Origin of the sequence: Sulfuriflexus mobilis, assembly GCF_003967195.1 — a bacterium.
GTDB lineage: Bacteria > Pseudomonadota > Gammaproteobacteria > AKS1 > AKS1 > Sulfuriflexus > Sulfuriflexus mobilis.
This window is the reverse complement of record NZ_AP018725.1, coordinates 483,481-507,611: the sequence shown is the minus strand read 5'-3', so window position 1 is coordinate 507,611 and position 24,131 is coordinate 483,481. Positions and strand designations below refer to the sequence as shown.

Sequence of the window (24,131 nt, the reverse complement as noted above, 5' to 3'; positions counted from 1 at the left end):
GTGAATTACGATGACTATAGCAATAATATTCGACTTTTCCTCAGTTTTGAATTGGCCTACCCTAGGCTCCGTTAATCACCAGACCGATACAAGGGAGGCGACAATGCAGATCGATATTCAATCACGTAATTTCCCTCTGACGAATGCCTTGCGCGACCGCGTTGAACGGCGGTTGTGCTTTGCGCTAAGCACCAGAGATGAGCATATCCTGCGCATCATGGTACGGCTGTCTGATATTAATGGCCCGCGTGGCGGGGCAGACAAATGCTGCCACATTCAGGTGATACTACCGCATCTACCTGATGTAGTAATCGAAGATACCGAGGTGGATCTCTACGCCGCTATCGACCGTGCTGCGGATCGAGCCGGGCGAACCGTTGGGCGTCGGCTGGCACGACATCGTGACAGAGATCGCTCATCCGTTCCGCGCGAAATGGAAGCACTCACCGAAATACCTGAATCTGTTAATGACCTGATTGGAGACAATCCATAATGAATATTTCCATGCCAAATACCACGGCCCGGACACAAACGGCCGTACTCGCTACCAACAAGGTGATCCGCAACACCTATATGTTGCTCTCCATGACCCTGTTGTTCAGTGCGCTGACGGCAGGCACCTCGATGATGCTGAATCTGCCACACCCCGGGATCCTGCTAACTCTCGGTGGCTATTTCGGCCTGCTGTTCCTGACAGCAAAATTCCGGAATAGCAGCTTAGGGATAGCCTGCGTATTCGTCCTGACCGGTTTTATGGGTTACACGCTCGGACCGATCCTTAATAGTTATCTGGCCCTGCCTAATGGTGGTCAGGTGGTGATGACCGCCATGGGCGCGACGGGTGCTATCTTCCTGGGTCTATCGGGTTATGCGCTGGTCAGCCGCAAGGACTTCAGTTTCATGGGTGGCTTCCTGATGGTGGGTATCCTGGTGGCCTTCCTCGGCGGGTTGGGGGCGATATTTTTCGAGATGCCGGTATTATCTCTGGCGGTGTCTTCTATGTTCGTCTTACTCATGGGCGGGCTAATCCTGTACGAAACCAGTAACATCATTCACGGTGGTGAAACCAACTACATCATGGCGACCGTGACCCTGTATGTCTCTATCTTCAACCTGTTTACCAGCCTGTTGCATCTGCTCGGGTTTATGAATGGCAATGAATAACGATAACAACGAAACAATGCCCGGACAGACGAACAGGTTCCCCGGGTTTTGTTTTAACAAGCCAGTTATTGCTTTAACTCCACGATGGAGAAAGTACCAGAGTTTTCGTTTCCTTGGGATTTTTCTATCGGTGACCCTGCTATCAGCTTGCGCCGAGCCTCCTTATAGCAATCTGGGTAATGATCAGTTAAAGACCATGCTTGAACAGGGTGTGCCGATTTATGACATACGACGTCTGGAAGAATGGCGCCAGACGGGTGTGATCGAAGGCAGTCAGCTGCTGACCTTTGTGGATGCAGGTGGACGTGCGATGCCAGATTTTCTGCCCCGTTTCACCCGTGTCGTAGGCAAAGATGATCCAGTGATATTGATCTGCCGTACTGGCAGCCGTACCAGAACACTGGCGCGCCACATGGTCGAACAAATGGGCTACACAAATGTCTTCAATGTACGCAATGGCATCACCCAATGGATCCGTGATGAGAGACCGGTAACGCGCTTGTAAAACCCTAAATCAGAGACAGAGTATGACCAATATCCCCAACACAGGCACACAACATTCTCCTGGCCATAAACCACACCCAATGATTGACCTGCTGGTCAGTATTGTTATTCCTTCAGTGATCCTGATGAAGCTCAGTGGTGATGGTGACCTTGGGGCGAGTACTGCTCTGATAGTGGCGCTCGCTTTCCCTGTGGGCTGGGGCATGTTCGAACTACTCAAGTATAAAAAATTCAATTTTATTGCATTGCTCGGGTTAATCAGCGTATTGCTCACCGGCGGTATCGGTCTGTTACAACTCGATCTGCAGTGGCTGGCCGTCAAGGAAGCCGCTATACCCGGACTGATCGGTATCGCGGTGTTAGTTTCCACGCGCACCCGTTATCCGCTGATCAAAACACTCCTCTATAGTCCGAAGATTATGGATGTCAGCAAGATCAAACGGGAACTCAATGATCGTAGAAATACCGCAGCATTTGAAGGTCGTCTGCTGAACGCCACGTATCTACTTAGCGGCACTTTTCTCTTTTCAGCTACGATGAACTACATCCTGGCCAAGTGGATTGTTACCAGCCCGGCAGGTAGCGCTGCTTTCAACGAGGAACTCGGTCAGATGACTCTGCTCAGTTATCCAGTCATCGTCATTCCCTCCATGTTCATGACGATGGCAGTCTTGTATTACCTATGGCGGACGATCCATGGCATGACCGGACTTGCACTGGAAGAAATACTGGTCACACACAGCTCGGAAGGGAAGCATGACAATGCATCAGGTTAAACAGAAGCTTGCGCCCAGGGAAAAGGGTTAGATTACTCTTAGACAAGTAATGAAAAATAACACGCCCGCGGTATGCGCGCGACAGTAGCGCGCCCAGAACTTGTGAAGCAAGTTCAGGAGGTACTTAATGAAACTCGTAGAGGTTCTAAGTGAAGCGTAGGAAGTACCTAATAACCAGAACTTGCGGAGCAAGAGCAGGGAATCCCTGATGAAGCTCGAAGAGATTCTAGGGAGAAACCCGAAGGGGTTCTAAGGTGAAAAAACAACTGCTTTAAAAACTTAAAAATCTCTTAGAAATAAACACAAAAAAGCCCGGCGATGCCGGGCTTTCCTCAATAGCAAATAAAATCCTAAACAACTTAACAACGACCCCCACCACAACACCCACTCGGATCCGGTTTAACCGCCTCGATGCTGGCAGAGACCACGTAGTCGGTGACGTTATGGTCGGGCGCCCAGTCACGAATAAAGTCTTTTGACTCGTCCTTCGGCTCGATGCGCACGTCTTCAAAACCGGCGGCCGTGATCATTTCTTTCAAGTCTTCGATCAACGACGCATTACCCATGCAACCGGCAACCAGCATCGGGTCATTACGCATTTCTTCCGGCAATTCAATCGTCGCCACCACATCAGAGATCGCCAGACGCCCACCCGGCTGCAGGATGCGGAAGGTTTCCCTGAAGACCTGTTGCTTGTTCGGCGACAGATTGATCACGCAATTAGATATGATGACATTGGCCGTGTCATTCGCGACCGGCAGGTGTTCGATCTCGCCGAGGCGAAATTCGACATTTGTAAACTTGCCCTTGCTGGCATTCGCGCGTGCCTTGCTGAGCATATCCGGGGTCATGTCGATGCCGATCACCTGACCGCTGGCACCAACCTCCTGCGCAGCGAGAAAACAGTCAAAACCGCCGCCGGAACCGAGATCGACGACAACCTCACCGGGTTTCAGTGAGGCGATCGCCCGCGGGTTACCACAACCCAGGCCCATGTCCGCGCCATCAGGCACCGTGACCAGGTCGGCCTCACTGTAGCCAAGCCGGGTTGAGATCAGCGTGTTAATCGCCGTATCGTCCGAGACGCCACAGCAGCTGCTCTCAATGCCACAACTCTCGCCCCCATTACTGGCATTCGCCACCTGTGCATAGGCATCACGCACTGATTGTCGGTGGTCATCATGGGTCTGTTGATCGGTACCGCTGTTATTGCCGCCACAACAATTGTTCTCGCTCATAAGACTTTCTCCTGGTAACCGCCGGCCTCAGTGACTGAAGAACCCGGCCAGTTGTTGCAATACCGCCGGCTCTACCCAGCAGTCAATGTGCTTGCCACGCCGCTGCATATTGATAAGACCGGCATCGTTTAATATTTTCAGGTGATGGGAGAGCGTTGACGGCGCAATCGCCAGCCCCTCGCCGAGGTCCCCAACACAAACCTTTGTCGCCTGCTGCGGGTCACACTTCGTGCCCGGCACACAACAGGTCATCAGGCGCTGGAACAGCGCCAACCGATTCGGGTTACTCAGGGCCCGAAACATCCCCGCCTGCTGCCCTATCTGTATTACGGAATAGTTCGACATGTATCGAATTGTATGGGGGAACGGCCTTTGTGTCAATTCGATAAATAAAAAAAACGGCGGCCCGAGGGCCGCCGTTTTTAATCCAGCCTTTCACACTTGCCTAGAACTCGGCACCGATACCCAGCACGAAGCCGTCAAAGCTGACATTCTCGAGCACATCATCATTGCCAATACCGCCAAATATGATGTCAGCCGCGGCCAGGTTGATCCAGTACTGCCATTCGTAACCGAGGTTCGCATTCAGTTTGCCCCACGTAAAGTCACGGTCGACCTCATAACCAAATGCCAACTCGGTCTGGGTAACCGGGTTATCATCAGCATCGGATGCAGCGAGCACGGCCCGGTCACCAATAAAAGGGGTCGGTGAGAATTATTATCATTTGTCACCGGCCCCTTTTTTCCTTAAGTGACAACTATCCCTTGATTCAAATAGTCATGACCTGCATCAATTCGCTACAGGATTTATTGTGGATAATGGTTTACCCTTATTAACTAACCTGTTTAAATGAATTATGATTAATAATCACATCTGCATTCTGGATAGATAGAGCATTATTATATTGAATCGCGAGGAGTAATCTATGAACAGTAATTCACGCGCAGTGCAACGCGATGGAGTTGTCCGATGCTCCTTGGTTACCAGTCTACTGGTCTTGACCTTGATGGCTTTGTCCACTACGGTCTCCGCTGATGCCCCGGCACCTTCCAGTAATGCAGATCAGGATCGAATACTTAAGGAACTTGAGGCCGAGGGTAAAGCCCAGGCCCCTAAGGCGAAGCCGGCCGAAGTCAAGCCATCAGCTCCGCCACCGGCACCCGCTAAGTCTCATGCTAAAAGTCAGTGGTATGTTGGTGCAAGCGCTGGCCGCACAGACTACGATCTAAGTGAATCCGATTTTGATGCGGCGTTCGCCGCAGCGGGGTTCACTAGCAGTACCGATATCGAAGATACCGACACAGGTTATAAAGCTTTTGTAGGCTGGCAGTTCCATAAGAATTTTGCTGTCGAACTGGGTTATGTTGATCTGGGTACTTATGATATTGATACAATCATCACAGCGCCTGTATCTGCAACCTTTAACGGTGATGCGGATGTGGATGGTTACTCGCTGTCTCTGGTTGGTTCCTACCCGGCCACAGATAATTTTTCAGTAATCGGTCGCCTTGGTGCCTACTTCTGGGATGTAAATTCACAAGGCACAGCTTCTGTAGGTGCAACGGCTGTCAATCTCAATGGTGATGATAGTGGTACCGACATTGTCCTTGGTGTAGGCGCACAGTATGATTTTAACAAGACTATTGGTATCCGAGCTGAATACGAAGTCTATAAGGATGTCGGTGATGAAGACGACATTGACTTTCTGTCAGCAGGTATAGTCGTACGATTCTAACTATTGATCAATGCTTTTGGATAGGCCGGGCAGTTAATCTGACCGGCCTTTTTTTATGAGATATCTGAGGGAACAGACCACTATTTTACGCCCCCTCTTGCCGGGGTAACCGTATTCCGCAACTAACACCTGCGGAATATATCAGCGTATCTTGATATAGCACGCCCGATATTGACCACAATAATACAGCGCGCTCGAATAGTCATCATACGGCAACCACACCTGCCGCAAAAGACCCTTGCAACCGTAAATTACCTATCTATAAGAAATTATTATCAAGTCCAAAAAACGTCTCTATTACCGAGCGGCTTCGGGCGTCACCGGGTGGCTGAGTAGCCGGTATTCACGATGCAGATTGATCAAGACCAGTATCCAGACTACACAACCAGAAATAATCACCCAACTCAGGTCGGCATAACCGGTGGCAATCGCCGTCCATTGGGTCAGGACGATAATGAGCATGGAACCGAAGACCTTGAAGATCCTATAACCAAACATGTCGATCCAGGCCTTGGCCCGGTACATGATCACGGGGTCGACCGGGATATAAAGCAGTTCCTTGGAGGCCCGGTTGATGGAATAGGACAGGCCGCGGTCACTGATCTTCATGGTCGCCGCCGGCCACAGCGTCGGCTGCAGGACAAATCCGTACGAGGTCGTCGCCAGTGCCAGCGGTTGTACCAACAGCCCCGCCAGGACGCCAAAATAACGCAGCACCAACGGTGTCACCAGCACATTAACGAAGATCGATACCGCATTCATCAGGCTGAAAAACAACGACAAGATCGCCGTGCGCGCCTCCCGATCGGGATACAACGACTCAACAATCCTCAGGTACTGGTATTCGACCAAGGGCGATACCAGTTGTGCCAGTAACAGCGCGGCGGCAATCAGCAACAGGTAGCGATTATGACTCAGGGCACGCCAGCCGTTTTTACTTTCTGCCGTCGAAATACTGGGCCGCGGTTCGACCACATATAGCCTGAAGCGCGCCATCATGCGGGTCAGTGCATAGATGATGCCGATAATGAGTGCGGCTACCAATAGCAGGTCCGGGGTTTGCAAGGGCGTATAGTTGATGATCAGTGCCGCGGCTCCGCCACCCGCCATGCCCCCCACCAGCCCGCCGGTGCCGACCATGCCGTACCAGCGTTTGCCTTCCGCGGTACTGTAGATACTGTTGGTCAGGCTCCAGAACTGTTCGACCAGGACCACGCCGAGGATATCAACAAAGACATAAAACACGATCGGCACGAGTTTACCCGGGAATATGAGCAACACCCGTATCAGTACCAGCGAGAGGATAAACACCACGCAGCTGCCCAACACGACCTGCAGGCGGCTGTAACGGTCCAGGATGCGGTGATACAGGCTGATGAGCAGGAACAGGCTGACAGCGGAGGCGATCCAGATATAGGGGAGTGATTCCGAGCCCAGTGCCTCCAGCACCAGCGATCGACTGGCAGGCTTAAGGTGATATAATGCCATGATTATTAAGAAAAAATTGGCAAATAAGACGGCCGTGCGCAGGCCGGGGTGCGCCACCTGACGAGGATTTGAAGGGGTCTGAGGGGGTGATTCCATTTAAGATTAATCATAACAGTGTGAAGCAGTTCTTTGCGAGAAGGATAAATCCCCCTATACTTTACTAATATGCCTATGAGAAAACTCTCAATAGCACTACTTTTGGCGGCGTTTATCGCCGCGCCGGCTATTGCCGGGCGTAGCCAGCCGCCGCGCCTGGCCGATAATAAAGACGCCCGTCTGCAGAAAAAGCTTGAACATGTCCTCGCCGAGCTTGGCCTCAACCAGGCAGCCCGGCAAAGTAGACTTGCTGTTGCCCTCGTCGACATCACCGACGAACAGCACCCGCGCCTCGCCTCCATCAACGGCCGCAACATGATGTATGCCGCCAGCCTGCCGAAGATCGCCATTCTGCTCGGCGCCTTCGCGCGTATCGAGCGCGGTGACATGCAGCTGGATGAGAAGACCCGTGCGACCCTGGTGAAGATGATTCGTTATTCCTCGAACCGTGCCGCCACCGAAATGCTCAACCGTGTCGGCAAACAATTTCTCACCGACCTGTTGCAGTCACCCCGTTACGCCCTGTATGACAAGGACCATGACGGTGGTCTGTGGGTCGGCAAGGAATACGGTAAGGGTTCAGCCTTCAAGCGTGACCCGCTGCATCACCTCTCCCATGGTGCCAACGTCTTCCAGGTCGCGCGTTTCTATTACCTGCTGGAAACCGACAGGCTGGTCTCCCCGGAATTGAGCCGCGAGATGAAGGCCATCCTCAGCAAGCCGGGCATCAACCACAAGTTTGTCAAAGGCCTGAGCGCTAACCGCCCGGGTTCGACGATCTACCGCAAGTCAGGCAGCTGGCGACAATGGCATGCGGACAGCGCTATCGTTGAACGCGATGGTCGCCGTTACATCGCCGTGGCACTCGCCAATGACAGCAAGGGCGGTCGCTGGATGGAAAAACTCATCGTCGCCATGGACGATCTGGTCATGCAACCAGAGTCAGGGTCTAACCGCGTGGCGGCGCTCGATTAAGCGGTGTAATCGCGTACCGATATCCTGATGCAGTAGCGCTGCATTCTTCTTCAGCACATTCGACGTCATCACCACCATATAAAACAGTCCATCGGCCTTGCCGGCCGGCGACTCGATGATGGCCACGGAATTGAGCAGGTTCACCGCATTGCCGCGGTACTTGCGGCATTTGAAGCCTTCTTCACTCTTGCAGCGATAATAGGAACCCGACTTGAAGTACACCGCCGCATCATCCAATGCCGGTGATGAGGCGTAGCGGATACGCCGCTGGGTCATATACAGCAGGCGCTTGATTTCACGGCTGGAAAAATCATCCACCACCTTGCCCTGTTCGAGGTGCAACAGAAAGCGCATCAACTCGCGGGGCGTGGCGTAACTGTTCTGACCAGGCACCAGCCGTTTTCCCGTCGCACTAAAGAAACTGCCCTGGCGAAAACGGTTGCTGTCCACACTACTGGCATCGAGCCCGTCCCGAAATGCGCGTGCCAGCAGCCTGCTGAGTTCTGACCGCGGTGTACGACTAAAGAAGTCTTGCTCCCTGTCCCCGCCGAGTGGGTATTCGCGACCAAACTGCGACAACAACATCATGTGTTTCATGGTCATGGAGGCAGCGGCATTGGAACTGGCGGAAAGCATCCAGTCGAGATACGTCCAGAGATTAGCCGTATCGCCTTCATGGAGTTTGCGGCTGGAGAGGCGTTGCGCCTGGGGGTCCCAGAACGGCACCTTGTGATGGTCATGATAAATAAACGCATCGGCGACGACCTGCGCCTCTCGCAGCACTCGCCGGCGCGCCTCGACATCGTCCGGCCAGGCACTGGCCAGGGCCTGGAACACACCCATGGCCACGCCCAGCTTGCCGACGCTGCCGGGATTAAAACGTACGTCGGCGCGGTGTTCGGCATACACGGGATGGGCACTATCGCTAAGGTCGAGTACCGCCAGACCAAAGTCATCGGCCTGCCCCTGTGATAGCTCCTGTAACAAGGCGACCACCTCGCGGCTGAAGTCGGCATCAGCAGTGGGCACATCGAGAGCTGTACGTGAGGTCAGGCGCAGGTCTACCTCTGCGGTGGTCAAGCGGGCACCGCGCGGCAGTAAGCGTCCATAGTTCTTATTAATCTGCGCCTGACGGTAACCTTCGAGACGCTCGATACCGGTCAGCGCGGCGCCATCAATCGGGTAGGCAAATGCGAACGGCCGCCATATCAACAGCGCCAGTAAAAACACTAAACCACCAATCGTCTTCATCGCCCGCTCCAATATCACATTACTTAAGCATCACAACATTCCGGTAGCACATTATTCCGCTGGCACATCATCAAGCACGATGCGTTGTTGCCCACTGTCATGCAACCCGGCATCCAGGTCTTTCAGATACTGGTTCTTCTGCGCACTGCGACTCGCCAGATAGGGCCGCGCCTGGAAAAGTATCAGTTTGTCTGCATAATAACCGAATTCCACATCGATCGCCGCGGCCTGCCCCTGTTCGTCCTGCATCGGGAAACGCCGCGGCAACTCCCTCGCCAGGTCGCGCAATTGGCGGATTTCCTCTGCTGACAGTACCTCCTCACTCGCGGAGACCGGCAAGCTATCCAGCCCGCCTTGTGCATTGAGAACCCGGCGCACAGGGCTGCTGGCCTCGGCCAGCAACTGCACCTGGCCGCTCGCTACGTTAATACGCAGCTCTTCGGCGGCCTGTCCCTGCACCGCGCCACCGACACCTTCATTCATGGCCACCGTGATCCAACCCGGTTTATCCGCGGCAACATCGGCCGTGACCATGACACCCGATTTGTCTACCGCAACACTGGGCATGAGCAATACAGAAACATACACATGCTCGGGTTGTTGCATGCGCCGTTGTCGCCAATTGAAGGCGCGTTCAGTAAACGGTGAGGCCCACACCTGCCTGATGGCATCAAGCAGTGCATCGAAGCCTTTCACATTCGGCACGGTCAGGTTCAGGCCCGCCCCGGTGAAACCGGGAAGGTCTTCCATGTTGGTATCACTGCGCACAAACAGTGTGTAATTATCCTCTTCACCGAGATGTCGGTGCAGGGCCTCACGCAGTTGCGTACGAAATTCTACTCCCGGGTCACTGTGCAGGATCCGCTCACGCAGTGTCTTGAGAAACCTGTGCCGGGCCTGCTGCTGTGGCTCACCCACGAGGCTATCCATGCGCCGGTACTCTGCCTGCATCCACTCGAACAGGGTCTGTCCCGTTTCCTTCCCAGGTTGTTGCAGCAGGGCGTAAAATACACCAAAGGGGATCACGACACCCGACGGGACGTTGCCGGGAAATTGATACCGCAGCTCACCAAGGTTGGCGGCCTTCGGCCCGGCAATGCGCCCGGCATCAGTGGCGCGCAACTGCCCGAGGCCAAACAAGTCGCGAACCTGTAGGTCGAGTTTCTGCACGTTCGCATCGATACGTTCATGGGCCAGGGGACCGGCACTGCCAAAGATGCGTTCCCATTTTGGCCCGTCCCGCTCGAGCAGTACCCGCCCCCCCGGACTCACGGCCATGACCACCTTGCTGCCATCATCGTGTCGCAACACGCTGTGAACGCGATCATCAATGACAACATTGGGGATGCCGAGATTGCGGGCCAGGAGCTGAATATGGGAAAGCATATTGCCCTCGCCAAGCGTGAGGATGCCCGTTACCGGCGGCAACTCCGGCATCGTCTCCGGCAGCACGTATATGCCGTCAGCCTGTAATGTTTGGCTATTGGCATCTGTATCCGTATGCAGGGTGCCACGGGCCAGGCCGGGGTTCAGCATGCGCAGGCCGCTACCCACCGGCTTGCCAAACAGACTATGACTGACCTGTGCCAGGCGATCGGCATCGATACTCAGGCCATCGAGCAGCGCAGAGCCAAACAATGCCGCACCGCCGCGCAGCTGATCCGGGATGAAACGCGAGGTCTTCGCCTCGATGGCAGCGAGGTGCGCAACCGTCTCGGCAAAGTGGAACTGGTAAGCGCGGTCGATCCAACCCGGCAGACGTGACAGGTAACGCAAATGCTGGCGGTATTCGGACAGGCTGATATTGTCGCGCAATAACTGCTCGAGAACGTCTGACACACTCTGCCACTGCCGTGAACTGATTTCACCACTGCCGTACAGTGCCATCGCCACATCCTTGAGCAAGACGATACGCTGGCGGCGACTTTGTTTGCCAAGCCCCTCACGCAGGGCGGCACCGGCGGTAAAGACTTCACGTTCCAGGGCCAGGCTGACATCCAGTGTATCCAGCCATTGCACCGGGCTCGTCAGGTAGGGAAATTCATCCCGCAACACGGCCAGCAGGCGTGCGGCCAGGTGCAGTCGTTCTGCCGGGGCCGGGTCCTGCTTGAACGCATGGCGGCCACGACGGAACTTATCGGCGATCAGCCGCCGCGGCAGACTGCGTACCAACGCGGCCAACGTGCTATCCACCTGCCCGGGCCGATACACGGCGTCAATGGCATCGGCGAGCTGCAGGTAGTCTTGCGCCAGATTCCTGGCCACGTGCTCGGCCGCATAGTCACGCACACGGGCGGCATCGCCGATATCGGGCTGGGAATGGATCTTGTTACGCAACTTCTCGAAGCCCGCATCCCGCTCACCGAGCTGCGTGGATAACTGCCGCACCCGGGCCACATCCGTGCTCTCCTCGCCATGCGGCAGCAGTCGCGCCGCGACCCGCAATAACAAAAAATCCCGGGGGCGGTTTTGTTGTGCCTGACTGAGGGCAATGAGCAAACGCCGGGCGCCGACGACCTCATCCTCAATCTGCATAGCGCCACGGTAATAACGTGCGCCACGAAATATCCAGCCATCATCGGCCGCCATCAAGTAGCGCTCGAGGAGGATTTGCTTGAGGGCTTGCCTCTGTCCGGCCGTACCTATGACGGCATCCGTCTCCACGGCGGCAAGGACATTGCCTATGTAATAACCGGACGCCCTGAGTTTTCGTGTTTGCTCATTCCATTGACCATGCTGGATACCGCCGCCATGTTTGGCGCAAGCCCCGGCCTGTGGCGGTAACACGGTGCCGTCCTTGCAATACCAGCGGATCTGATTAAAAGGCCCTTTTGCTGACAGTTTGAAGGCCTCGACCCAGCGGGAGAATTCTTTATTCGTCTGGTTTGTCGGCTTATCACCCGCCTGCCCTGTCATCGAAAGGCCGATGACCAGAACGAATAAAATGCACCGCATGACTGTCAGCAAGATAAAATCCTAAGGTCTATTAATGATAGTTAACATCAGGTTTTAACATTGTACTACTTTGGCTTGATGTCGATCAGCTGCGGTAGCAGACTGCAGTCGTGACGACCTGTCCCGGCCTTGCTTACCCCTTTATCATGGGCAGGAGGTCGGTAAGCACTCTCTCTCGAACCTGTTCGGCCAGCTGCTGTAATTCGTCGGTATCAGGCGGCTGTTCACCCTCCACGCCGACACGAATACCCAGCACGGTGACGGCATTGGTCTCCTGCCCCCACAACGGCGACAACAGCAAGGCATCGCGCAAACCGATGGCGTGACTGGATAACGTGCCGGTCGCAGGCGCCAGCGCAGCACCATCAAACACCACCAAGCGGTCAGGCATTACATCGGCGAGCAACGCATCGATAACAAAGACCCTGTCACCCGAGCGTATGTAACGCTGCCAGTCCAGCGCGGGCTGGCCAGTGGTATACAGTGCCAACCTGTCAGCCAGATAGGGGGCCAGCACAGTATCCTGTTGTAATTGCTCCAGCAGGCGCAGGCCGACATCATCGGCCGTCTGCGCCGTGCCAATACCCAGCACCACCACTCGCTGCCAGCTTGTCTGCGGTGCTGAGGTTTCCTGGATACTGTCCCGTTGCATATCCAGTTTAAGAAAGTGTGTTGCGCAGGAGATGCACGGGTCGTAATTGCGGATCACCATCTCAGCGTGCAGGCGAATGGCCTCTTCGGCCTTGTCCAGGCCGAAGCGGTTGAGTGCATTGTGCAGGTCCTGCTCGATACGCGACTGGTTCTGGCTGGTCGGCGGTACGATACGCGCGGCGCCGACCTGCCCGCGTGCATTCATGGCATAACGATGCCAGAGGATACCGCGTGGTGCCTCGGTGCAACCAAAACCCGTACCGGCCCGCGGCGCAGGTGTTGGACAGGCCTGCTGCGTATCGAACTCCACCTCGAGCAGGCGTGCGGCCTCAAAGATGGCCAGCCATATCTCGGCGGCGCGGGCGACAATGCTGTGAAACATGTTGCGACTCGGAAACGAGATGCCCGTCTCATCGAGGAGTTCGCGCAACATCGGCGGCAGCCGATCCCTGTTCAGGTTAAGCCGCGCCAGGGGGCCGACGAGATAAGGCTGGCCGTGCAACAGGGCATGCAGGGCGGTGGAGTGCGGGACGTGTTGTTCCTCGACATGTTGTTCAAATTCCTCGATAGGGATATCCAGGCCGTCGCTGGAGACCAATCGACCACCGTCTATCGGGTAGTCTGTCGCATGCCGCAGGGCGACACTGACAAAGTCCTGCTCATCGTCGGGCAGCGCCAGGCTCGCCGTCCAGCGCAACAGCGCCTCGGCCTCCGGCAAGGCGGCGATGAGCCTTTCCCGCATCACCTGCCGCGCCTGCGCACTGGGCAGGTGATGCAGGCCACCGACTTTAATACCGATCGGGTGCACGGAACGGGCGCCGAGCAGGCTGATGAGGTCATTGCCCAGCCCCTGTAACATCAAACCACGGCGCACCTCGTCAGGATACGTTTTGCCCATCTCGATGATGCTGTTGAAACCGAGGAAATCCGGCGCTGCCAACATATGGATGTGCAGGCTGTGGCTCTGGATCCATTCGCCGCAGTACATCACGCGGCGTAGTGCCGATAACCAGGCCGGTGCCTCGAAGCCGACGATGTCCTCCAGCGCCTGCACCGCGCTCATCTGGTAGGCGACCGGGCAGATGCCGCAGATGCGCGCGACGATATCGCAGACCTCGGTGTAGTCACGTCCCTCAAGAAACTTTTCGAAGTAACGCGGCGGCTCGTAGATACGCAGTTGCAGGTCCTGGATGGCGCCATCACGGATCACCAGCCCGAGTGCGCCCTCGCCCTCGACGCGTGCCAGTGCCGGCACATTGATGCGGATCTCCTTACGCTCAGTCATTCGGCTCGCCCTCCTGCCAACGGCGGCCGGTCGCATTGAATTCGGGCGCGGCACTGTTGATGGAGAGGAAGCGTCGCGCCACCTGGTCTGCGGCCAGGCCAAGCCCGATGAAGCGTCGCGCCAGTGATTCGGTGTTACTGTTTTCCGCCGGTCCGTAGCAGGCATAGCAGTCGCGACCAAAGGCCGGGCACAAGGCGCCACAGCCGGTGCGTGTCACCGGCCCCATGCAGGGCGTACCATGCGCCACCAGCACGCAGACATTATCGCGGCGTTTGCATTCCAGACAGACCTTGTCGTTCTCCTCCACCGGAGCCACACCGAACAGCAACGCGCGTATGGCCGCCAGCAACTGACGGCTGTTCACCGGGCACCCCCACAACTCCAGGTCCACCTTGACGTGTTCACGGATCGGCGTTGCCGTATCAAGACTCCTTATATATTCGGGGCTGGCATAAATGGCCTGCGTCCAGGCACTGGCATCGGCCATGTTGCGCAACGCCTGAATGCCCCCCGCGGTGGCACAGGCGCCAATAGTGACCAGGTAACCGCTGTTGGCGCGAATACATTCCAGGCGTGCCTGGTCATCGGGTGTCGAGACACTGCCCTCGATAAAGGCGATATCGACGCGGGCGTCTTCATTATCCAGCCCCGCCTCGAGAAAGTGGCTCAGGTCAACGAGCTCGGTCAGGGCCAGCAGTGACTCACCCATGTTGAGGAAGGCCAGCTGGCAACCGTCGCAGGAACTGAACTTGTGCACGGAGACTGTCGGCTTCGTCGCCATGGCTAGAACCCCCTGACCTCGAAAAGTTCTTCGATCTGTTCATAACAGAATACCGGGCCATCGCGGCAGATGAACTTTTCGCCGTACTGGCAGTGGCCACAGTGACCGAGGGCACACTGCATGTTGCGCTCCATACTCAGCCACATATCGCACTTGCCGACCCCGGCACCCAGCATATGTTTGATCACCACGTGCATCATGCCCTCCGGGCCACACATCATGACCGAGACCCGCGCCGGGTCAAAGCGCAACTGGTCGAACAGGTCTGTAACATGCCCGACGTGCCACGGCCACAGTGCCTCGCCGGCATCAGCGGCGAGTAACACATTTGTATCCGGCAAGGCGCGCCACGCGTCGTAACGTTCACGCCAGATAAAGTCACTCGAGTGTTTCACGCCCTGGACTATATTCAGATGACCAAAGCGCTCGCGCCGGCGCGAGACATAATTGATCACCGACACCACCGGCGCACAACCCAGGCCACCCGTGATCACCACGACGTCGCGTTTTTCGGCTGCATGCATGGGCCAGCCACGCCCATAAGGACCACGCAGGCCGATGCGCGCACCGGCCTTGAGTTGGGCCAGTCCCCGGGTGACACGGCCAACGGCACGGATGGTGTGATCGATAACGCTTTCATCCCGCGGGTCGGAGACGATCGAGATCGGCACCTCGCCGACGCCATGCAGGTAGAGCATGTTGAACTGCCCCGGCTCAAAACTGTAGCGTTGTTGTGCCTCGGCATCGGTGAGTTGCAGACGCAGGGTAAACAGGCTCGGCGATTCCTGGATGGTCTCCAGAATTTCCGCCTCCCATGGCAGGTAGGGATTGCTCATGACGCTGGCGAATCGCCGCAAATGACTGCGGCCTCCTCGGTGAGGTCGATACCGACCGGGCACCAGGTGATGCAGCGCCCGCAGCCGGTGCAACCGGAACGACCATATTGATCATGCCAGCTGCCGAGCTTGTGGGTCAGCCACTGCCGGTAACGTTGTGTCGTCTGCGGCCGCACGGTGAGGCCATGGATATAACTGTGGCCCTGGGTAAAACACGAATCCCACTGCCGGTAATGCTCAGTGTGCTGGCCGTCGAGGCGGACCTCATCAGCCTCGCTGTGACAAAAACAGGTCGGGCACACAGCCGTGCAGTTACCGCAACTCAGGCAACGAGCGGCGACTTCTTCCCAGTGCGGATGCTCGAGATTCGCGAACAAGGGCCCCTTCAGGTTACCTGCCGGCAGCCGGCGCTGCTGACTGTCTGCGGCCTGCTGCATGGCCGCCTCGACGGCCTGTGTGTAGGCATGGCTTGCCGGCTGCAGCGGCAGCTGCGCGCAAATCGCCCGGCCCTGTTCACTGTGGACCTCAACGAGGTAACCCGCCTCGAGTTCCGTCAAAGCAATGTCGTAGCCGTAACTGGCCCGCGGACCATCACCCGTCGAGGCGCAAAAACAGGTCGCTGCCGGATGCGTGCAGTTCACCGCGACCAGCAACAGGTCCTGGCGCCGTTGCAGGTAATAAGGGTCACGGTAGTCCTGTTGCAGGAAATGCTGGTCATGGATATACAAGGCGGCGATATCGCAGGGACGCACGCCGATAACGGCCAGCGGCGCAACGTCCGGCACGTCATCGCTAAAGCCCAGGCTACCGTCCGCGGACTGTGTGGCTTGCCAGAGGGTTTCACGGGGTGCAAAGACGATGGGTTTGAGGGCCTGTGGCCCATTGGCCCAGGCAAAACAGCGGTCAGTGTCATCCGTCTCATGCAGACGGTATTCGCCCGGTGCCTGACTCTGCGTGACACCCCACGGCAATTGTGCGGCCTGCTCCAGGCCTGCATAGCGGATAACGCCGTCCCGTACCTGTGGTCCGACGCATTGAAAGCCACCCGCCTTCAGGGCATCAAGCAGCGACTGTAGGTCGTCGCGGGCAAGGTATGTCTGATCCTGTTTCATACCGATGCATTACTTGTATCACTTCGCCACTGGCCTCGCAAGCAAACGCGAGGTGTGCCCGTTCCTGTTGCAGGACAGTTCATTTGATAAGGGCAACTCGGTGATGCGGGGGCTTCGCGACAGACATGAACTGTTCATCTGTCGCCGCTGCCCCGTATCGGCTGAAAAATACATCCCGGGAGCTGTTTGACAGCCTGTATTGGCCTGAAGTAAGCTCAGCGCCCCTTGAAAGAAGGGCGATTAGCTCAGCGGGAGAGCACTGCCTTCACACGGCAGGGGTCACTGGTTCAATCCCAGTATCGCCCACCATTTTTTCTCTTTAAACGATTGCTGGCCGTGCCCGGGCAGTCAGTTCAATTCCGCATCCTTCCAGTACTTGGTGCCCTTTACCGTTGCTTGCAGGGCCAGGCCCGCCTCGGTCAGCTGAAAGATGGTAATGTTGTCGACCACGACCTCACCACCGACGGCGCCACCCTTGTCCTTGGCCTTGGCCGCGGCATCGGCGTGACCGCCAAATTGCCAGCCGGAATGAATAAATTTATCCATAGTGGCCTTGTCGTGGAAGACGAACACGGCGCGGAAGTCCTTGACCCCGAGACCAAAACCCAGGCCGACCTCGCCCATCTTCATATAGGTATGCTTGCCACTCTTGTTGTTCTTGACCACACCGTAGCCACCGCTGAAACTGGCAAAGATCAGGTTGACATTGGCATTACTGAACACGGCGTAACCCGGGGCATTCGCGACAATCGTGCGCGCATAGGGCTTGACCTTGTAAAGGTCAGTCAGTACCTGACTCTTCATGTTCAGGACCTCCTGACGTTTTTGCGCAGTGCTCTGGCCACCGCTGGTGGCGCACGCCGCCATGACGGCGGACAGGAATAGAATTACCAGGCTACGTATTAACTGTTTCATCACTTCTCCGGGACGCGCTACTAAGACGGGCTGTTTGCAAACTAGCACTATTCTGACTTTTGGCCCAGCGGATTAATGTGAATCAGTTCTCAACTCCCGACAACCTGGATATAAAGTCGTCGCATGATGATTCCTCTCCGGCCAATACGACTGGCTTGTGTATGAATGGAAAAACACAATGCTGTTACATATCGCTCAGGTAGGACTTTGCCTCCTCGCCTGGATTGGGCAGGCCGGCAACACGCCAGGCATTCAGGCAGCTATCAAACAACTCATGCACCCATGACCACGGTTTACCTTCGGCACGGCAAATATTTTTCATCGGCGGCGCCACGCCAAACTCGGCGTAGTGTTCACGCAGGGCGTAGATCACCTTCCAGTGTGAATCGGTCAATGCGTGGATACCGAGTTGCGCGGCTATACCCCATGCCACCGATTCATCCCAGGTGTCAGGGTTACGTAATAGTCCGTATTCATCAAGTGTCGGGACCGGCCGGATATCAGATGGGGTTTGCATGCGCACCTCCTGCCAGGGTCACTGGCTGGCTATACAGGTCTATACACGCAACTATAGAACAACTACAAGCGCGCGTATGCAAAAGTACGGGCCTGATACCCATGCAGATTACATCAGAATAAACAGGCTGCGCAGCATGATATGACAGAAGGGCTTAACCTGTTGCTGGCGCCGTAATCGTGGCTATTTCCAGCGTAGATACGATGGCTGCTGCGATCTACTTTCCGATGTGTTTTTCCTTGAGGTGCTCGACATGCGCAATCAGCGTATCGATAGTTTTCTTCAATAGATCAAGTTCATCTACAGTCAAATCATCCATTTGTTCAAGATTGTATTCTATGGTGTCAATAATCCTTTTATGCGGCCGTTGCATCGGTCGCATAAAATAGGTGGTAATGGTCGCGACGATGGTGCCAAAGAAAAGTACCGAACCGACTACAATCCAGATCCCACCAAGCAGTTGCGCAATACCGGATTGGGGGGTATCGGCGATGCCTGCTGTCGAGAATGCCGCCACCCCCCAGTACAACGCCTCGCCAAAGGTCGTTATGCTGGTCCCTTCAGTGTTATATTCAGCAACATATAAACCGGCAGAAAACAGCAACCAGAGCACCACTAATAAAAACAGCATTTTTGCAAACGGCGTATAGGTGAAAACATCCTTAAGAAAGCGCTTAAACCTTGTGTTTTGCCTGGATAGTTTTTTCATATTAATAACCCGTACATATCTAAGTCAGAGGCCTGCGCAGACGAAACATAAAACCTTATAACAAAACCGTTTTTGTATTTGTGCATGGACAAACAAGCGGCTGTCTACAGGAATCCCGGTTGTTTTCAGCTGCCCTGAATTCAGCGCTCCCCAATGGCCATTGGTCCTGATAGTACTCCTTGCAATACGGCCCGCAAATACTTGGCACCATGCTCTAGCACCGGCGAAAACCCTTATTTATCCTCTTCATCCAGTAAATCCTGTCGATTTGGCCTTTGAATCGGCCCAATTCATCCCCACATTGCCTTCAAACCCCAGTAAAATACCCATTATGACGACTGACACTGAAGAAACCCTGTTTGAGTTCCCCTGCCAGTTCCCGCTCAAAGTCATGGGCCGGCGCTGCGACGAGTTCGAGGCCGCCGTGATCACCATCGTCCGCCGGCACGTCGACAACCTCGGCGAGGGTGCGGTGCGTTCGCGCGACAGTGGCAAGGGCAAGTTCACCTCGCTGACCGTGACCTTCGAGGCGCATAGCAAAGATCAGCTCGATGCCCTCTACCAGGAGCTGCACGCCCACGAACTGGTACTGATGTTGCTCTGATCCCATGCCCCGGCCCGCCTCCATAATCGTGCGCGACCTCGGCACACAGGACTACCTGCCTGTGTACGAGGCCATGAGCCGTTTTAGCGCCGCGCGCGACGCCCACAGTGCCGACGAGTTCTGGCGGGTGGAGCACCCACCGGTGTTTACCCAGGGCCGCAATAGCGACCCGGCCCACCTGCTCGCCCCCGGCGAGATCCCGGTGGTCGATATCGACCGCGGCGGCCAGGTGACCTACCACGGCCCCGGCCAGCTGGTGCTCTATACCCTCATCGACCTGCCGCGCGCCGGTCTTGGTGTGCGCGACCTGGTCGGTGCCCTCGAACGCAGTGTCATCGCCCTGCTCGCCGAACATGCTATCGAGGCCAGCGCCCGACCGGATGCCCCCGGCGTCTACGTGGCGGGGGCAAAGATCGCCGCCCTCGGCCTGCGTGTGAAGCGCGGCCGCAGTTACCACGGCCTGAGTCTGAACGTCGACATGGCGCTGGAGCCCTTCTCCCGCATTAACCCCTGTGGTTACAAGGGGATGGAGGTGACCATGCTGCGTGAACTGGGCGTACAGACCCCGCAGGCCGAGATTGCAGATCGACTCTGCGATCTGCTCGCCGCCGATCTGGGGTACAATGCCCGCCAGTTTTGCGACCAAAGCCCGCTATGAGCGAACAACCAAAATCCAGCCGCACGCGTAACCCCCTGAAGGGCGAATCAAAGACCGCGCGCATCCCGATCAAGATCGAACCGACCGTGACCCCGCTGCGCAAGCCAAAGTGGATCCGTGGTCGCTCGCACAATGCCCCCGAGGTGCAGCGCCTGAAAACGATGCTGCGCGAGCAGCAACTGCATACGGTCTGTGAAGAGGCGGCCTGCCCGAACCTCGGCGAGTGTTTCGCCCACGGCACGGCGACCTTCATGATCATGGGCGATATCTGCACCCGCCGTTGCCCGTTCTGCGATGTCGCCCACGGCCGCCCCAAGCCACTCGATGAAGACGAGCCGCAAAAGCTCGGCGAGACCGTCGCCCGCATGGGCCTAAAATATGTTGTCGTCACCTCAGTGGACCGCGACGACCTGCGCGACGGTGGTGCCGAACACTTCACCCGTTGTATTGACGCCATTCGCACGCAGTCAGCAAACACCAAAATAGAAATCCTCGTCCCCGATTTCCGCGGCCGCATGGACGTGGCACTGGCCCTGCTCGAACAGGCGCCGCCCGACGTGTTTAACCATAACCTCGAGACCGTGCCGCGCCTGTATAAACAGGCCCGCCCCGGTTCCGATTACGCCTGGTCACTGCAACTGCTGCAACGCTTCAAACAAGCCTACCCCGAGGTGCCGACCAAGTCCGGCATCATGCTCGGCCTTGGTGAAGAGATCAGCGAAGTTGAGCAGGTCATGCGTGACCTGCGTGCACACGACGTCAACATGCTGACCCTCGGCCAGTACCTGCAGCCGAGCCGTTACCACCTGCCGGTGGCACGCTACGTGCCGCCCGAGGAGTTTGATGCCCTCGGCGAACTGGCGCGGGACCTGGGTTTTGATAATGTCGCCAGCGGGCCCATGGTGCGTTCCTCTTACCACGCCGACCTGCAGGCCAGTGGCGAAAAGATTTCCTGAGGCGGCCTTTCTGGTATGCTAAACAGCCCACCGCAAGTGGATGGGCATGGGAGAAACAACATGACGGACAATACAGAACAACCGGCCAAGACGGACGACATAACCGCTGCCGATGTCGTCCACTGCATGATCGGCAAGGGTGTAAGCCTGCGCGGTGACATGGACTTCAGTGGCGGCCTGCACGTTGATGGCAACATTACCGGTAACCTGGAAGGCCATAAAGAACGTAGTCGCCTGACCCTGAGCCGCGAAGGCACGATCACGGGCAACATCAGCGTCGGTGAGGCCGAGATCAACGGTACCATTGTTGGCGATGTACATGCCTCGGGCACCGTGACCCTGCACCCGCAGTCACACGTCACCGGTAACGTCTATTACGGCAAGATCGAGATCCGCAGCGGTGCCCGCATCAGCGGCAAGCTGATCGCGAATAATCCCCAGGGTGACAAGGGCGGCCTGCTCGGCAAGTTATCCCGCAAGTCTGCCTGATAATTTCCCTGCGCGCCCTCGCACCGGCACATGCAGGTCTGCCCGATGTCGGCCTCAGCAGTCGTTATTGCTTAACGTCAACATCACTAGCTAAAGACAAGCGCGGAACGCGCCGCTGTCAGGAAGTTGAGATAACGGCTTGCTCCGGCTTGTTAAAGATTGGCCACATTTTTGTCGCCGCAAGAAAGGCCCCCAACGCACCTAGTGTCCAGGCGTAAACCACGGGGAGCATAAACCAGGGGCCGAGATAAAATTTCCAGACGATGACACTGCAAAGGTAGCCGGCAAAAACCCCCGCAAAAACAAACAGCATGAATGCCACGAAACGCGGCAGCCTTAAACTGAGCCGCCCCAATAGCGACACAAAAGTCGCAACAGGCACTGCAATCTTTGTGCTCCACTCAGAAAACACTAACAGTTCAGACGTGGGGATGTCAGTGAGGATCATCGTCGACAAAAGCGCTGCAGCAAGCGCCGCCGCGATAAATGCAAGCACCGAAAAGACCAGCCGGATTTTCAGCCAGATGATTGCCACTATCAGTAATGCGACAGTGAATAATGTGCCTAGTAATGTGATCATGTCTTTTCTGCCAGACGATTAAATAAAGCGCCACGCGGTTCCTTGCGCTCAATTCACTTTAAAATATTTATTGGCCCCTGGCCAATAAAGCATCAGGAATATAATTATAGCAACAACAGATTTTGTATAGAGCTGAAGCGTGAGCCCGGCCACCAGAAAGGTAATAATAACCACACTTAATATCCATACCACTAAAGTCGTTCTCGCCCATGCCTTGCCCTTCAGCATGAACAGCCCTGAAATCGCCAAGACCACCGAACCCAAACAGGCATGTAGTATCTGAGCCCAAAAGGGAATGGACAGTATTTCATTGCTTTTGTGTAAGGCACTATAGTCTTTAGCCATGTCATAGGCTTCCGGGCTTATGAACAATATCAACTTCGGAATAAGTGACAAAACGGCATAGACAATAAAAAACCAGGCAATCAGGGTTATTGATAACGGTCTCTTCAATTGAACTCACCTCTTACGTAGGCATATCAACCTGATACGGCGACCGTAACGACCAATTCAAAACGATCCAGCCACACGGGACACATGACGCCCCCCTCTCTTATACCCGCGGCAACACGACTGACGGCATCACTATCTGGGGTAATGACAAAGCCATGATTCGGCTGGGTGCCGCGCGCCCACTCACTTACCGTCGTGGTGATGTCTATAGGGGGAATTCTGTAGTATGGGCCAGGCTCAGGACGGGCCGGCCTCCATGTAATAAACGCACGCGGACCGTCTCCCACCCTTTCTTCCGGAAGGCCCCCTCGCAGAAAAATCCCGGATGCCCACGTTTCCGTTGCCTGCCCCACGACAAGAACCGAACATTGTTCTCTCGTACCGAAACCCACTGGCGCGTCGGTGCCACCATATACCGAATCATTGATTCTTAACTCGGCTGCAACCACTGCAGTGGAGGGCAGACTGGAAAGATCGAACGCCACAGCCGTCTGAAACTTATTGGCCGTTATTAAGTGACAGCTCTCACCCCGTTGGACCAGTACTTCGTAACCGGTCAGATGCGCCGCTTCGGAGAACCGCGATGACTCACGCTCTCGTATGAACGCCCCCTCGATGAAGGCACTTGGCGGGCGTCTGTCCACAAAGGTGAAGACACCTGCATTACAGATACCAAAATTTTTGAAATTTGACTCTAAAATGGTTGCCGTTCGAATTGGGCGTAATGTAAATGTTTCTTCTGACAGGCATCCACTCAGGTTTATGGTGGCGATGATTAAAGCTACACGCATTAACGACAATTTATTGAAAAATATCATGATATTCTCCTTGTCAAAATTAATGAGATACAGCACTTTTAACGCATATTACATCTCTATGATAGATTGCTGGCTCGACAGCAAGCCCTCCTGTGATTCTAGCTGATCCAGCCCTTGCGCTCGGCCCGCTTCGAATACCAGATTAAAAATACTGCCACCGCCAGCGGCATGAGGATGATCCCCACTATCTCACCGAGGCCGAAGTCGATACCAACGCCAAGGGTATGGGCCATTGTCACCATCACGCCCAGTAGAGATGCGATAAACACATAGTACGCCGCCGACTTCCTGAACAGAAGCAGAAGGCAGCCCAGTGCGCCGCCGAAAACCGCTATCGCGAATCCTCCGGTCGCCCACAGAGGCCGACCTTCTATTATCGCGCGCTCGGACTCACGATAGGCAGTGAGCACGTCTGGATTCATCTGTACGAAGAAATTTATGATACCCATAACATTCCAGATCAGCGCGACAGCACCGATTACCCAGAAACTCCAGTGAACATCAACAACGGTCTTATCGTTCATCGCATCCCCCAATAAGTCATGTTTAGTTTTAGACCGGCATCTGCATTAACTCTGACATCT

26 protein-coding genes, 1 tRNA gene and 1 pseudogene are annotated in these 24,131 nt (G+C 55.8%); 11 read left to right on the top strand and 17 right to left on the bottom strand.

What is annotated here, in order from left to right:
* Positions 1-103 precede the first annotated feature (103 nt).
* The 4 genes from EL386_RS02565 to EL386_RS02550 all read left to right on the top strand — a co-directional run bounded on the left by EL386_RS02565 (position 104) and on the right by EL386_RS02550 (position 2,444).
* Positions 104-493, top strand: coding sequence for an HPF/RaiA family ribosome-associated protein (locus tag EL386_RS02565; protein WP_126452986.1), 390 nt, complete (start codon positions 104-106; stop codon positions 491-493).
* A complete protein-coding gene (locus EL386_RS02560; protein ID WP_197722137.1) occupies positions 493-1,164 on the top strand; it encodes a Bax inhibitor-1/YccA family protein in 672 nt (223 codons plus the stop codon). The genes EL386_RS02565 and EL386_RS02560 overlap by 1 nt, the downstream gene beginning before the upstream one ends.
* A gap of 130 nt (positions 1,165-1,294) precedes the next feature.
* Positions 1,295-1,669: a rhodanese-like domain-containing protein gene (locus EL386_RS02555; protein ID WP_197722136.1), complete on the top strand. Its 375-nt coding sequence runs from the start codon at positions 1,295-1,297 to the stop codon at positions 1,667-1,669.
* A 22-nt stretch (positions 1,670-1,691) separates the two neighbouring features.
* A complete protein-coding gene (locus tag EL386_RS02550) occupies positions 1,692-2,444 on the top strand; it encodes a VC0807 family protein (protein ID WP_126452983.1) in 753 nt (250 codons plus the stop codon).
* 359 nt (positions 2,445-2,803) lie between these two features.
* On the opposite strand, the gene EL386_RS02545 is transcribed toward EL386_RS02550, so the two are convergent.
* From EL386_RS02545 to EL386_RS02535, 3 genes are all read right to left on the bottom strand, one after another.
* On the bottom strand, positions 2,804-3,682 hold the full coding sequence (locus tag EL386_RS02545; protein ID WP_126452980.1) for an arsenite methyltransferase: 879 nt from the start codon (positions 3,680-3,682) through the stop codon (positions 2,804-2,806).
* Between the two features lie 27 nt (positions 3,683-3,709).
* On the bottom strand, positions 3,710-3,985 hold the full coding sequence (locus tag EL386_RS02540; protein ID WP_172597585.1) for an ArsR/SmtB family transcription factor: 276 nt from the start codon (positions 3,983-3,985) through the stop codon (positions 3,710-3,712).
* Between the two features lie 142 nt (positions 3,986-4,127).
* Positions 4,128-4,364 (bottom strand): hypothetical protein, encoded by a 237-nt coding sequence (locus tag EL386_RS02535; protein WP_126452974.1) that lies wholly within the window; start codon positions 4,362-4,364, stop codon positions 4,128-4,130.
* A 244-nt stretch (positions 4,365-4,608) separates the two neighbouring features.
* Here EL386_RS02535 and EL386_RS02530 point away from each other — a divergent pair, with 244 nt between their 5' ends.
* Positions 4,609-5,418, top strand: a complete 810-nt coding sequence (locus EL386_RS02530; protein ID WP_126452971.1) for an outer membrane beta-barrel protein — start codon at positions 4,609-4,611, stop codon at positions 5,416-5,418.
* 297 nt (positions 5,419-5,715) lie between these two features.
* On the opposite strand, the gene EL386_RS02525 is transcribed toward EL386_RS02530, so the two are convergent.
* Positions 5,716-7,002, bottom strand: a complete 1,287-nt coding sequence (locus EL386_RS02525) for an NTP/NDP exchange transporter (RefSeq protein WP_197722135.1) — start codon at positions 7,000-7,002, stop codon at positions 5,716-5,718.
* Between the two features lie 75 nt (positions 7,003-7,077).
* On the opposite strand from EL386_RS02525, the gene EL386_RS02520 reads away from it, so the two are divergent.
* Positions 7,078-7,977, top strand: coding sequence for a serine hydrolase (locus tag EL386_RS02520; protein ID WP_232020230.1), 900 nt, complete (start codon positions 7,078-7,080; stop codon positions 7,975-7,977).
* Here EL386_RS02520 and EL386_RS02515 read toward each other — a convergent pair.
* The 6 genes from EL386_RS02515 to EL386_RS02490 form a co-directional block, all read right to left on the bottom strand.
* Positions 7,945-9,228 (bottom strand): serine hydrolase, encoded by a 1,284-nt coding sequence (locus tag EL386_RS02515; protein WP_126452965.1) that lies wholly within the window; start codon positions 9,226-9,228, stop codon positions 7,945-7,947. The two genes, EL386_RS02520 and EL386_RS02515, sit on opposite strands and share 33 nt — an antisense overlap.
* Positions 9,229-9,279: 51 nt before the next feature.
* Positions 9,280-12,183, bottom strand: a complete 2,904-nt coding sequence (locus EL386_RS02510; protein ID WP_126452962.1) for a PEP/pyruvate-binding domain-containing protein — start codon at positions 12,181-12,183, stop codon at positions 9,280-9,282.
* Positions 12,184-12,316: 133 nt separating this feature from the next.
* Positions 12,317-14,119, bottom strand: coding sequence for a nickel-dependent hydrogenase large subunit (locus tag EL386_RS02505; protein ID WP_126452959.1), 1,803 nt, complete (start codon positions 14,117-14,119; stop codon positions 12,317-12,319).
* Positions 14,112-14,900: an NADH-quinone oxidoreductase subunit B family protein gene (locus tag EL386_RS02500; protein ID WP_126452957.1), complete on the bottom strand. Its 789-nt coding sequence runs from the start codon at positions 14,898-14,900 to the stop codon at positions 14,112-14,114. The genes EL386_RS02505 and EL386_RS02500 overlap by 8 nt, the downstream gene beginning before the upstream one ends.
* Before the next feature lie 2 nt (positions 14,901-14,902).
* Positions 14,903-15,736 (bottom strand): FAD/NAD(P)-binding protein, encoded by an 834-nt coding sequence (locus tag EL386_RS02495; protein WP_126452955.1) that lies wholly within the window; start codon positions 15,734-15,736, stop codon positions 14,903-14,905.
* Positions 15,733-16,848, bottom strand: a complete 1,116-nt coding sequence (locus EL386_RS02490; RefSeq protein ID WP_126452953.1) for a 4Fe-4S dicluster domain-containing protein — start codon at positions 16,846-16,848, stop codon at positions 15,733-15,735. The genes EL386_RS02495 and EL386_RS02490 overlap by 4 nt, the downstream gene beginning before the upstream one ends.
* Before the next feature lie 234 nt (positions 16,849-17,082).
* On the opposite strand from EL386_RS02490, the gene EL386_RS02485 reads away from it, so the two are divergent.
* Positions 17,083-17,157, top strand: a tRNA-Val gene (locus tag EL386_RS02485).
* A 39-nt stretch (positions 17,158-17,196) separates the two neighbouring features.
* Here the strand turns inward: EL386_RS02485 and EL386_RS02480 are convergent.
* The 3 genes and pseudogenes from EL386_RS02480 to EL386_RS02470 all read right to left on the bottom strand — a co-directional run.
* A complete protein-coding gene (locus EL386_RS02480; protein WP_126452951.1) occupies positions 17,197-17,763 on the bottom strand; it encodes a lipid-binding SYLF domain-containing protein in 567 nt (188 codons plus the stop codon).
* A gap of 184 nt (positions 17,764-17,947) precedes the next feature.
* Positions 17,948-18,280: a TusE/DsrC/DsvC family sulfur relay protein gene (locus EL386_RS02475; protein ID WP_126452950.1), complete on the bottom strand. Its 333-nt coding sequence runs from the start codon at positions 18,278-18,280 to the stop codon at positions 17,948-17,950.
* Positions 18,281-18,497: 217 nt separating this feature from the next.
* A pseudogene (locus EL386_RS02470) lies at positions 18,498-19,001 on the bottom strand (ion transporter); the annotation flags it as partial.
* Positions 19,002-19,320: 319 nt separating this feature from the next.
* On the opposite strand from EL386_RS02470, the gene EL386_RS02465 reads away from it, so the two are divergent.
* From EL386_RS02465 to EL386_RS02450, 4 genes are read left to right on the top strand one after another with little or no spacing between them, the layout of a single operon-like run.
* The gene (locus EL386_RS02465; protein ID WP_126452948.1) at positions 19,321-19,593 is read left to right on the top strand and encodes a YbeD family protein; all 273 of its coding nucleotides are present in this window, start codon (positions 19,321-19,323) and stop codon (positions 19,591-19,593) included.
* A gap of 4 nt (positions 19,594-19,597) precedes the next feature.
* On the top strand, positions 19,598-20,251 hold the full coding sequence (gene lipB / locus EL386_RS02460; protein ID WP_126452946.1) for a lipoyl(octanoyl) transferase LipB: 654 nt from the start codon (positions 19,598-19,600) through the stop codon (positions 20,249-20,251).
* Positions 20,248-21,207: a lipoyl synthase gene (gene lipA, locus EL386_RS02455; protein WP_126452944.1), complete on the top strand. Its 960-nt coding sequence runs from the start codon at positions 20,248-20,250 to the stop codon at positions 21,205-21,207. Before lipB ends, lipA begins: the two co-directional genes overlap by 4 nt.
* Before the next feature lie 60 nt (positions 21,208-21,267).
* Positions 21,268-21,696 carry a bactofilin family protein gene (locus EL386_RS02450; protein WP_172597584.1) on the top strand — a complete coding sequence of 143 codons (429 nt, stop codon included), beginning with the start codon at positions 21,268-21,270 and terminating at the stop codon, positions 21,694-21,696.
* Positions 21,697-21,814: 118 nt separating this feature from the next.
* Here the strand turns inward: EL386_RS02450 and EL386_RS02445 are convergent, their stop codons facing one another.
* The 4 genes from EL386_RS02445 to EL386_RS02430 all read right to left on the bottom strand — a co-directional run bounded on the left by EL386_RS02445 (position 21,815) and on the right by EL386_RS02430 (position 24,071).
* Positions 21,815-22,276 (bottom strand): hypothetical protein, encoded by a 462-nt coding sequence (locus EL386_RS02445; RefSeq protein ID WP_126452940.1) that lies wholly within the window; start codon positions 22,274-22,276, stop codon positions 21,815-21,817.
* A 48-nt stretch (positions 22,277-22,324) separates the two neighbouring features.
* Positions 22,325-22,729: a hypothetical protein gene (locus EL386_RS02440; protein ID WP_126452938.1), complete on the bottom strand. Its 405-nt coding sequence runs from the start codon at positions 22,727-22,729 to the stop codon at positions 22,325-22,327.
* A gap of 26 nt (positions 22,730-22,755) precedes the next feature.
* Positions 22,756-23,547, bottom strand: a complete 792-nt coding sequence (locus EL386_RS02435) for a hypothetical protein (RefSeq protein WP_126452936.1) — start codon at positions 23,545-23,547, stop codon at positions 22,756-22,758.
* 98 nt (positions 23,548-23,645) lie between these two features.
* Positions 23,646-24,071, bottom strand: coding sequence for a hypothetical protein (locus tag EL386_RS02430; protein WP_126452934.1), 426 nt, complete (start codon positions 24,069-24,071; stop codon positions 23,646-23,648).
* Positions 24,072-24,131 lie beyond the last annotated feature (60 nt).